Genomic DNA, 10,635 nt, shown 5'->3' on the forward strand with positions numbered 1-10,635 from the left:
CTCACGTAGATCGAGACACTCGCTCCGTTGCGGTGCTGTGTCAGCTCGGCAAAATCTCCTGCGGTGGGTATGTCGATGCTCATACTCATTCATGCTATCTGGCGTGCGGGATGCCGCAATGCCCCATCCGGAAACGCCTTCGACCGTTCGCCGAGCGGAGACTTCTTACTGCTGTTCTTCCGACTCGGGGCCGGATACATCAGGCGCTCCATCGACGGCCGTTCCCTCGCTGTCTTCTGCAGCTACGTCCGATGCCGCCGCAGCACTCGATGCCTGAGCGTCGGTGCTATTCGCCGCGGTTTTTGCGCGGCGACGCTTCGTGGCGATGACGAACATCACCATGAACATCGTGGTGGCCGCGATGGATGCGAGCGCCACGGCGAACTGCACGACCGAGCCTGCGATGCCACCCAAGAACGTCACCGGCAAGGTGATCAGCCAGTGCACGATCGCCGTCGTCAGAACCCGCTGGAAGATCGAACCGTTACCGAGGTGGCCCAGCAGGATCGACAACGGCACGTACGTCGCGAACAGCAAGATGCCGGTCACGATGTCCGTGAACGCATTCACGTACCAGAGCGACCACACGAGCCCGACAATGACGGAGGCGCCGATGCGGGGCATCCTCGACTCGAGTGTGGGCTGCAGGAACCCTCGCCACCCCACCTCCTGCGCGGCAGCGCCGAGCAACCCGCCCAGCATCGCGATCACGACGGTGCCCGCACCCGCGCGTCCGAGATCCGGCGCGGTCACGTGCAGGAGACCGAAACCGATCCAGACAAGCAGCGCGAACACGGCCGCAGCGGCAACGCCCAGGATGGTGTGTGCGACCCACTGCCGTCGACCGACGGGCTGCGGCGGCTCCGGTCGGGATGTGGCGGGAACGATGAGCGACGTCACGGCAGCGCCGATCAATGGCCCGAAGTGATGCCACTGAATCGCGCCTCCCCCAATGGCGTAGGCGGCTTCGACGAGCTGGAGCCCGTACGTTGCCGCGATGGTGACGATGACGAACAGGACCAGCGAAACCCCGTAGCCGCGCAGCTCAGCGCGACTCATTCAGCGCTCCTCTTCTAGGGCGAGCTCGATGAGCTCGGAAATCAGCGACGTGTAGTCGATGCCCGAGGCATCCCAAACCACCGGGAACATTGAAATCGGCGTGAACCCCGGCATCGTATTGATCTCGTTGAGCACGAATTCGCCATCCTCGGTGACGAAAAAGTCGACTCGTGCGAGTCCTGCACCCGAAATCGCTTCAAAAGCGCGCAGCGCGGTCTTCTGCAACCGCTCGGTGGCATCCTGCGGGAGTTGCGCTGGGCACTCCGTACGCACTCCCTCGGCGCCCAGGTACTTCGCTTCGAAGTCGTAGTAGCCCTGGTCGACGACGATCTCGCCGGGCAGGGATGCGCGCGCCCGTTCGCCGTTGCGGCCGCCCAGCACGCCGACTTCGATCTCCCGGCCGGCTATGCCCTGCTCAATCAACGCGCGGTTGTCCTCCGCGAGTGCCACATCCATCGCTGCGTCGAGTTCGCCCGGCGAGTCCACGCGTGAGACGCCTACGCTGGAGCCCGCTCGCGCTGGCTTGACGAAGAGCGGGTATGAGAGCCCGGCAACCCTCTCGCGAACTGTCTGAGCGTCCCGCTGCCACTGCCCGCGCGACACCGTCACCCACGGCGCCACCGCCAGCCCTGCGTGCTCGAGCACCGTCTTCGTGAAATGCTTGTCCTGCCCGACTGCGCTTGCCAGCACGCCGGCACCGACGTACGGTCTGTCGAACAGTTCGAGCATTCCCTGTACCGTGCCGTCTTCGCCGAATCGACCGTGGAAGAGTGGAAAGAACACGTCGATCGAGTCGAGATCAACGTCACCGGCGGCGCTGTGCAGAACAAGGCCCGTATCCGATGCTCGATTCGCGAGCGAGACTTCGTAGGATGCGGTTTCGATGACAGCAGCGCCACGATCGCTCGCTTCGTCGATTTCGAACTGCCGCTCGAGTGAGAAGTCGGCGTGAGCTCCGTCGAGGAGCAGCCAGGTTCCCTGTTTCGTGATCACGATCGGAACGGGCTCGAATCGATCACGGTCGATGTGGGCCATGACACTCGCGGCGGTCACGAGCGAGATCGTGTGTTCGCTGGATCGGCCTCCGAACAGTAGACCGACGCGGATTCTAGAACTCAAACGTTTCCCCCTGGGGCTCGTCATCTTTGGACGTGAGATGGGGTGCGATATCGGCCGGCGCCATTCTGCCGTGCAGTACCCGGCGCACCTGCTTCAGAATCGGCATCATGACGTCGCCCTGCTTCGCAAGCTGCCATACTGGCTCGACGGATGCCAGACCCTCCGCAGTCTGCTGCATGCGCGAGACGACGTCGTCTTTCGAGTAGCCCATGCCGACGAGTCGTCCGGCCGTGAAATTGCGCGAGAGCGGCGAATTACAGGTCGCAATGAGGTCGCCGAGCCCTGCAAGACCCTGCATCGTCGCTCGCTCCGCCCCGTAGGCAACGGCGAAATCGGTGACTTCCGCGAGGCCCCTCGTCAGGATCGAGGCCTTGGTGTTCTCCCCGAACCCGACGCCGTCGACGATACCGATCGCGAGCGCGACCAGGTTCTTGAGCACACCTCCGTACTCGGTGCCGACGATATCGGTGTTGATGAAGGTCGTGAAGTAGTCGGTGCGCGCTGTGCGGGCAACCGCGAGCGCAGTGTCCTCCGAACGGCTGGCGACGACGATCGCGGTCGGCTCTTCGCGGGCGATCTCGAGCGCAAGGTTGGGTCCGCTTGCGGCTGCAACGCGAGCAGGGTCGATGTTCGCCGCCTCTTCGATCACCTGGCTCATGCGCATCATGGTGCTCGATTCGACGCCCTTCATGAGGCTGATGACGGGCACGCCCTGCGGAATCTTGTCTGCGACGCCCTCCAGCAGCGCTCGCAGCTGCTGACTCGGAACGCTCAGGTACACCTGCTCGGCGCCCTCGAGTACTTCGTCGATGTCGCTCGAAGCACCCAGCGATTCCGGCAGCGTGATGCCCGGCAAGTACTGCGTATTGCGGCGAGCCTGGGAAATCTCGTTCGCAAGCTCTGGCCTACGGGCCCAGAGCTGCGCATCCGAACCTCCTTCGGCTAACACCTTGCCGAACGTGGTTCCCCAGCTGCCAGAACCGAGGATCGCTACCTTAGCCACTGAATCGCCCGGTCTCGCTCTGCCCCGCTGAAGACGGGTTCCATCGCTCGAGCGGAGGTTCCAACCCGCGCAGTTCTCCCGCGAGCTTCGAGATCTCCGCCATGAGTCGCTCCGTCGCTTTCGAAACCTGTGCTTGATTGTGTGCGTCGGAGACATCCGAGAGGTCGAGCGGCTCCCCGAAGACCACGTCGATCCGTTTGCGCGGGATCGGTCGGATACCGCGGCCGTACCGCGGCATGAGTCGCTGCGTGCCCCAGTGCGCTGCGGGAATCAACGGGATGCCCGCCGTCTTCGCGAGGCGCACTGCGCCACTCTTGCCGCGCATCGGCCACAGATCCGGGTCGCGCGTGAGCGACCCCTCCGGGTAGACGATGACCGAGCCCTGATCCTCAATGACCTTGGCCGCGGCCTGCATGGGAGTTCCGCTGCGAGCACTGCGCTCGCGCTCGACCGGAATCTGCTTCAGGCCGTTCAAGACACCACGCAGAATCGGAATCTTCCACAGCGACGCCTTGGCCATGAAGTGCGGTGCACGGCCGGATTTCCATGTCGCGATGCCCATGATGATCGGGTCGATCTCCGAGTAGTGGTTCGGTGCGAGCACGAACGGCCCCGCTGCTGGGAGCGCCTCAGGGTTCCGCACTCGGATATCCGCCATAGCACCGAAGATCGGCAGCGTGATGCCCGCAACAACTTTGAACGTTGTCGTGTGCTCCCCAGAGGTACGCGCGCGCTTACCCATGGGGCCTATCCAATCACGTCGAAGTCGACACCCAGGGTCTGCATCTTCTCGAGGAAGCGCTCGTAGCCGCGGGCGATGATGCCGACGTTCTTGATGGTCGATTCGCCGTCAGCCGTGAGCGCCGCAACGAAGTGGCTGAAGCCGCCGCGCAGGTCGGGAACCGTGATATCGGCGCCGTGCAGATCGACGGGCCCCGCGATAACAGCGGAGTGCTCGTAGTTCCGCTGCCCGAATCGGCACGCGTGACTGCCGAGGCATTCGGTGTGAATCTGGATGTAGGCGCCCATCTTCACGAGCGCATCCGTGAATCCGAAGCGCTGCTCGTAGACGGTCTCGTGCACGATCGAGATGCCGTTCGCCTTCGCCAGAGCAACGACGAGCGGCTGCTGCCAGTCGGTCATGAACCCCGGGTGGACGTCGGTTTCGACGACGACGGGCTTCAGATCGCCACCGGGGTGCCAGAAGCGAATGCCGTCGTCGTGCACCTCGAACTTGCCTCCCGCCTTGCGGTAGACGTTGAGGAACGTGGTCATCTCCGGCTGGCTGGCGCCCTCCAGGAATACGTCTCCCCCGGTGGCGAGCGCTGCACAGGCCCAGCTGGCTGCCTCATTGCGGTCGAAGAGGGCGCGGTGACTGTAGCCCTCGAGTCGTTCGACGCCCTGGATGCGGATCGTGCGGTCGGTGTCGACCTGAATCACGGCACCCATCTTCTGCAGAATCGCGATGAGGTCCATGATCTCGGGTTCGACTGCCGCGCCTTTGAGCTCGGTCTTGCCCTTCGCCATGACGGCCGTGAGCAGCACCTGCTCCGTAGCACCGACCGACGGGTACGGCAGCGAGATCTTCGTGCCGCGAAGACCGTTCGGGGCGGTCATCCAGATACCGCTGGGCAGCTTCTCGACCTGCGCGCCGAAGTTGCGCAGCACCTCGAGGTGGAAGTCGATGGGGCGGTCGCCGATACGGCAACCGCCGAGATCGGGGATGAACGCTTCGCCCAGTCGGTGCAGCAACGGCCCGCAGAACAGAATCGGGATGCGGCTGGACCCGGCGTGCGCGTTGATCGACGTCTCGTGCGCACGCTCGACGTTACTGGGGTCGAGGCGCAGCGTGTCGCCGTCGAGGTCCACGACCACACCGTAGACCTCGAGCAAGCCCCGCACGACCTTGACGTCGCTGATCTCGGGGACGCTCCGCAGTTCGCTTGGAGTATGGCCCAACAGGGAGGCAACCATCGCCTTGGTGACGAGGTTCTTTGCACCCTTCATCTGCAGGCGTCCGTGGATGGGTTTGCCACCCCGAACACGAATTGCGTCTGCCGTCATACCGACTGACGCTGCTGAGAGCGTTGCGAATTCTTGTGTGTTCACGCTTACTTCCTGACGCTAACGGTTAGTTTGCGGTCGAGTTCCTGACGGGGAGTGTCGTCGGCATCCATCGAGGGCGCCGCTTTTCAAACTCATCGATGGCCGCTTCATTCTGTAACGTCAGAGCGATGTCGTCCAATCCCTCGAGCAATCGCCATCGCGTGTAGTCGTCGATTTCGAAGCCGAAGCTCTCGGTACCCGCGGCGACGGTGCGTGCCTTCAGATCAATCGTCACTTCGGTACCGGGGTTCGCTTCCGCGAGCGCCCACAGGCTCTCGACCTGTTCGTCGCTGATCTTGCCGGTGAGGAGCCCCTGCTTGCCGGAGTTGCCGCGGAAGATCTCTCCGAATCGCGGGCTCAGTACGGCAGTGATGCCGAAGTCGCGTAACGCCCACACCGCGTGCTCGCGGCTGGATCCGGTGCCGAAGTCCGACCCTGCCACCAGGATGCCCCCGTGCTTGTACGGCTCCTGATTCAGCACGAAATCGGCGTCCTGGCGCCACCCGTGGAAGAGCGCGTCGTCATAGCCGGTCTTCGTCACACGTTTGAGGAAGACGGCTGGGATGATCTGGTCGGTATCGACGTTCGAACGTCGCAGCGGGACGATCGGGCCCGTCAGTGTCGTGATCTTGTCCATGGTCTAGACCTCCTCGCCCTTCGCTGCGGCAACTGCGCGCTCCAGTTCGTCGTGCTCGAGATCCCATGGGCTCGAGAGCGTGCCGCGGATCGCCGTGGCCGCTGCCACGAGCGGCGAAACGAGGTGTGTGCGGCCTCCCTTGCCCTGGCGCCCCTCGAAGTTGCGGTTCGAGGTCGATGCGCAGCGCTCGCCGGGTTGCAACTGATCCGGGTTCATACCGAGACACATGGAACAACCGGCAAACCGCCACTCGGCGCCGAAGTCTTTGAAGATCTTGTCGAGACCCTCTGCTTCGGCCTCGAGCCGCACTCTGGCCGATCCGGGAACCACCATGACGCGCAGATCCTCGGCCTTCTTCTTGCCCTCGATAATCGTCGCCGCGGCACGGAGATCCTCCATGCGCGAGTTCGTGCACGAGCCGATGAAGACCGTGTCGACCCTGATGTCTTTCAGCTTCGTACCCGGCTCGAGGTCCATGTACTCGAGTGCCCGCTCCGCCGCAGCACGATCCACAGGGTCCGAGAAGCTCTCCGGCGCTGGTATCGCGTCGCTGAGCGAGACTCCCTGGCCGGGGTTCGTTCCCCAGGTGACGAACGGCTCCAGCTCGTTCGCGTCGATGTCGACCTCCGCGTCGAACGTGGCGTCCTCATCCGTGGTCAGCGTCTTCCAATACTCGACCGCCTCGTCCCAGGCGTCCCCCGTCGGGGCGTGATCGCGCCCCTTGATGTACTCGAACGTCGTCTCGTCCGGCGCGACCATCCCGGCCCGCGCTCCCGCTTCGATCGACATATTGCAGATCGTCATCCGGCCCTCGACCGACAGATTGCGGATCGCGCTGCCACGGTACTCGAGCACGTAACCGGCTCCACCACCCGTGCCGATTTTTGCAATGACAGCAAGGATGATGTCTTTCGCCGTGACGCCGGGGCGCAGTTCGCCCTCGACGTTGATGGCCATCGTCTTGAACGGCTTCAACGGCAGCGTCTGCGTCGCCATGACGTGCTCGACTTCGCTCGTGCCGATACCGAACGCCATCGCACCGAACGCTCCGTGCGTCGAGGTGTGCGAGTCGCCGCACACGACCGTGATGCCCGGCATCGTGAGCCCCAGCTGCGGCCCGACGATGTGCACGATGCCCTGCTCCTTGTCACCGAGCGAGTGGATGCGTACACCGAACTCCTCGACATTCTCACGGAGCGTGTGGATCTGCTTTGCGCTCGTGGGGTCCTGAATCGGTTTGTCGATGTCGAGCGTCGGGGTGTTGTGATCTTCCGTCGCGATCGTCAGGTCGGCACGGCGAAGCGGTCGACCAGCCTGCCGCAGGCCGTCGAATGCCTGTGGGCTCGTTACCTCGTGGATGAGCTGAAGGTCGATGTAAATAAGATCGGGGGCACCGTCTTCGCCCTTCACCACGACGTGGTCGTCCCACACCTTCTCCGCGAGTGTCTTCGCCATACAAACCTCCAAAAGTCTCTCCCAAGTCTATTGCTTGCCACGGCGAGGGTCGCACTCCATGGGAGGACTCTCACAACCTCGCGAGTTCGAACTCGCCATAGCGCTGACACCGCGCACATGATGAGATGGGGACGTGACGAAGACACCAGTGCGAGTTGCAGTAACCGGCGGAGCGGGACAGATCGGTTATTCCCTGCTGTTCAGGATCGCGAGCGGAGAGATGCTGGGGCCCGATCAGCCGGTCGAGCTGCGCATCCTCGAAGTACCGCAGGCGATGGAACGCCTCGAAGGCGTCGTGATGGAGCTGCAGGACAGCGCCTTCCCGCTCCTGACCGGTATCGAGACCTCGTCGGATGCACGCACGACATTCGCAGGAGCACACCACGCGCTGCTCGTCGGGTCGAAACCGCGAGGTCAGGGCGAAACACGCGCCGATCTCCTACGCGCGAACGCCGCGATCTTCGCGGAGCAGGGCAGTGCACTCGCAGCGGCCGCGGACGAAACCGTGCGAGTCACCGTGACCGGGAACCCGGCGAACACGAACGCGCTCACCACGATCGCCGTCGCCGGCGGCATCGATGCCCGTCGTGTCACCGCGCTGACGCGGCTGGATCACGACCGTGCCATCGCCCAGCTCGCTGCGAAGGCGGGCGTGACTGCCGGCGAAGTGCAACGCATGATCGTCTGGGGTAACCACTCCGACACCCAGGTGCCGGACATCGGCCACGCGACGGTCGGGGGCACACCCGCAACCGACCTGGTGGAGGAGCAGTGGGTCGTCGACGAGTTCCGTCCCACCGTTGCAAAACGCGGCGCGGCCATCATTGCCGCTCGTGGCGCGTCTTCAGCGGCTTCTGCGGCGAATGCGACGTTGCGACACGTGCGTGACTGGATGCTCGGCACACCCGAGGATGACTGGGTATCGATGTCGGTCGTTTCCGACGGTTCGTACGGCGTGCCAGCGGGCCTGGTCTCATCGTTCCCCGTGACATGCCGGAACGGCGAGTGGAGCATCGTGCAGGGCCTCGACGTTGCAGATGCGACGCGAACCGCCATCGCTCGCTCGGCAGAGGAGCTGGCCGCAGAGCGTGACGCCGTACGAGAGCTCGGCCTGTTCTAGCCGGATCCAGACTCCCTCCACAGCCCCCTCTCCCCTGCCAACTTCTCGGTCGCCTGGCGATGAGACTGCACTCTGACGGCGTGTCGTCGCCCAGCGACCGAGAAGTTGATTCTGAGCTGAGGGAAGCGCGAGCTTCGGACGTGGTTCGCGTTCGGAGCGTGATGCGGAGGACGTGCGTGCTGAGGAGGCTTGCTGCCAGCGTGCGTCAACTGCAGTCACGAGCCGCACGCCTCCCCGCCGCACGCAGCCATCGCGCCGGATCTTCGAGCGCGGATGCGCTGCTGCCGGCGATCTCGCTGAGCGAGTAGGCGGAGCAGCCGGGGTCGGCATCCAGTACGCCGGCGATGACGATGCAACGCGTGTCGTGCTGTTTCGCGAGCTGCAGCGCGTGCCCCACGACTTTGCCGCCGCGAGACTGTGCGTCGAAGCGCCCCTCCCCCGTGATGATGATGTCTGTGTCAGGGACGGCATCGCTGAGCCCCGTCAGATCGGCGATCACCGCAGAACCCGGCTCCAGCGTCGCTCCCCACGCCAGCATTGCAAAGCCGACGCCTCCCGCGGCCCCGGCTCCTGGAGCATCAGGGTCCGCGTGGACGGTTCCCGGTCGGCTACGGATCTCGCCGGCCCACGCCCGGAGCCGGTCTTCGAGCACGATAATGCCGGCTTCGCTCGCGCCCTTTTGCGGGCCGAATACCGCTGCTGCACCGTTCGGCCCGAGCAGCGGATTCGTCACGTCGCTCAGCACCTTCACGCCGCCGGCTGGAGGACGTCTGGATCCCAAAGCGTCGAGCACGGGCGCTCCTCCGTCCGTCGATGCAGACCCGCCGATGCCGATGACAAGTTTCTGCGCACCCGCATCGATGGCGTGTGCCATGATTTCACCGAGCCCGCGTGAAGTGGCGCCGAAGGCATCCAGCCGCTCCATCATGGGCAGCCCCGACACGACGGCCATCTCGATGACGGCCGTTCCGTCGGTCAGCCGCAACCACTCGCCCGCAATCGCTCGGCCATCCGGGCCGGTCACACGACCCACCGTGACGCGCTCACTGCCGGGATGCGCGGCCTCGAGCGCATCGAGCGTGCCTTCGCCGCCATCGGCTTGCGGAAGGACGCGAACGCTATCGTCGCCGCACTCGTCCAACCAGCCGTCCCGGATCGCCTGCGCTGCGGCTGCGGCATCGATCGACCCTTTGAAGGAATCCGGTGCGACAATGACCTTCGTCATGACGTTGCGTCGTGACGGCCGACGTCCGGCAGGACGACGCCCGCAATCCGAAAGCTGTCGAGATCCGGGTTGTCATCTTCGAGGTCGTTGCCGTCTGCATCTCGGTGGCGCGACGAATATTCGTCAATGACCGCAAGGATCTCATCGATACACGACTGTGCTTCCTCGAAGGTGAGTCGTGCGCTCGAAATGGTGACGGTTCCCCTGCCTAAATTCTCCTTGCCGGCACCACCGTAATCCTGCGCGATCCACCCTGACCGAATCCACTCGATTGCCGCCAACCCGACCTGATCGACGGCCCCTCGATACCCTTCCGCCTGCCCCTCCGCATCCACGCGGATGAGCTGCTCACGCTGCATGCGCCACACGCGGTCGCGTCGATCGCGTGCGAGGTCGGGGGCCTCCTCGATCAGACCGGCCTTCGCCAGGATTCTGAGGTGATAGCTCATGGAGTTCGCAGCCACTCCGAGAGCTTCGGCGAGGTCGGCGGCGCGAGCGCTCTGTTTGTGTCGCAGAAACTGCAGGATGTCGATACGAACGGGATGGGACATCGCCCGCAGCGCATCCTTGCTGGCGTATGCCGGGGTGGTCTCGTCGGCTCCCATGCGACCAGTGTAGGCAGTCGGGCAATATACGCAAAATAAATTGCGCACTATCTATTGCGCAATTTTATTTGCGCATCTAGGCTGTTGGACATGAGAAACAGCAAGCGCACACGAGTTCGCGGCGACTACTTCGGCCCTAATCTGAGCACGGTGTTCAGCCCGGGGAGCGCGCCGGAGGACTTCATCAGGATGCCGAACCACGACAGCGCCCGGCGATGATCGACTCGCCCCTTCCCGGAGAGGCGTCGCCATAAGGGACGCCTCTCCGAACAACGCGGAATACGTCAGGTGACTGAGTGATGAGAT

At 64.1% G+C, this 10,635-nt stretch carries 11 protein-coding genes; 2 read left to right on the forward strand and 9 right to left on the reverse strand.

Annotation, left to right across the window (positions count from 1 at the left end; all coding sequences use genetic code 11):
* Positions 1-165: 165 nt before the first annotated feature.
* The 7 genes from Q0O95_RS11445 to leuC all read right to left on the reverse strand — a co-directional run bounded on the left by Q0O95_RS11445 (position 166) and on the right by leuC (position 7,379).
* Entirely contained in the window at positions 166-1,059 is an 894-nt protein-coding gene (locus Q0O95_RS11445; protein WP_293698685.1) for a CPBP family intramembrane glutamic endopeptidase, read from the reverse strand.
* Complete coding sequence (locus tag Q0O95_RS11450; RefSeq protein ID WP_366516485.1) at positions 1,060-2,202, reverse strand: D-alanine--D-alanine ligase family protein; 1,143 nt, start codon at positions 2,200-2,202, stop codon at positions 1,060-1,062.
* A complete protein-coding gene (locus tag Q0O95_RS11455) occupies positions 2,168-3,181 on the reverse strand; it encodes an NAD(P)H-dependent glycerol-3-phosphate dehydrogenase (protein ID WP_293698690.1) in 1,014 nt (337 codons plus the stop codon). The genes Q0O95_RS11450 and Q0O95_RS11455 overlap by 35 nt, the downstream gene beginning before the upstream one ends.
* Positions 3,174-3,923, reverse strand: coding sequence for a 1-acyl-sn-glycerol-3-phosphate acyltransferase (locus Q0O95_RS11460; RefSeq protein ID WP_293698693.1), 750 nt, complete (start codon positions 3,921-3,923; stop codon positions 3,174-3,176). The genes Q0O95_RS11455 and Q0O95_RS11460 overlap by 8 nt, the downstream gene beginning before the upstream one ends.
* A 5-nt stretch (positions 3,924-3,928) precedes the next feature.
* Positions 3,929-5,245, reverse strand: coding sequence for a UDP-N-acetylglucosamine 1-carboxyvinyltransferase (gene murA, locus Q0O95_RS11465; protein WP_293698713.1), 1,317 nt, complete (start codon positions 5,243-5,245; stop codon positions 3,929-3,931).
* Between the two features lie 67 nt (positions 5,246-5,312).
* A complete protein-coding gene (gene leuD / locus Q0O95_RS11470; protein WP_293698696.1) occupies positions 5,313-5,924 on the reverse strand; it encodes a 3-isopropylmalate dehydratase small subunit in 612 nt (203 codons plus the stop codon).
* A 3-nt stretch (positions 5,925-5,927) separates the two neighbouring features.
* Positions 5,928-7,379 carry a 3-isopropylmalate dehydratase large subunit gene (leuC, locus tag Q0O95_RS11475; RefSeq protein ID WP_293698698.1) on the reverse strand — a complete coding sequence of 484 codons (1,452 nt, stop codon included), beginning with the start codon at positions 7,377-7,379 and terminating at the stop codon, positions 5,928-5,930.
* A gap of 133 nt (positions 7,380-7,512) precedes the next feature.
* Between leuC and Q0O95_RS11480 the strand changes: the two genes are divergently transcribed.
* Complete coding sequence (locus Q0O95_RS11480; protein ID WP_293698701.1) at positions 7,513-8,499, forward strand: malate dehydrogenase; 987 nt, start codon at positions 7,513-7,515, stop codon at positions 8,497-8,499.
* 205 nt (positions 8,500-8,704) lie between these two features.
* Here the strand turns inward: Q0O95_RS11480 and Q0O95_RS11485 are convergent, their stop codons facing one another.
* Positions 8,705-9,724: a glycerate kinase gene (locus tag Q0O95_RS11485; RefSeq protein ID WP_293698704.1), complete on the reverse strand. Its 1,020-nt coding sequence runs from the start codon at positions 9,722-9,724 to the stop codon at positions 8,705-8,707.
* Positions 9,721-10,329, reverse strand: a complete 609-nt coding sequence (locus Q0O95_RS11490) for a helix-turn-helix domain-containing protein (protein ID WP_293698707.1) — start codon at positions 10,327-10,329, stop codon at positions 9,721-9,723. The genes Q0O95_RS11485 and Q0O95_RS11490 overlap by 4 nt, the downstream gene beginning before the upstream one ends.
* A gap of 90 nt (positions 10,330-10,419) precedes the next feature.
* Here Q0O95_RS11490 and Q0O95_RS11495 point away from each other — a divergent pair, with 90 nt between their 5' ends.
* Positions 10,420-10,548, forward strand: a complete 129-nt coding sequence (locus tag Q0O95_RS11495; RefSeq protein ID WP_293698710.1) for a hypothetical protein — start codon at positions 10,420-10,422, stop codon at positions 10,546-10,548.
* The last annotated feature ends 87 nt before the right edge of the window (positions 10,549-10,635 follow it).

The sequence above is a fragment of the uncultured Agrococcus sp. genome, assembly GCF_945915485.1.
GTDB lineage: Bacteria > Actinomycetota > Actinomycetes > Actinomycetales > Microbacteriaceae > Agrococcus.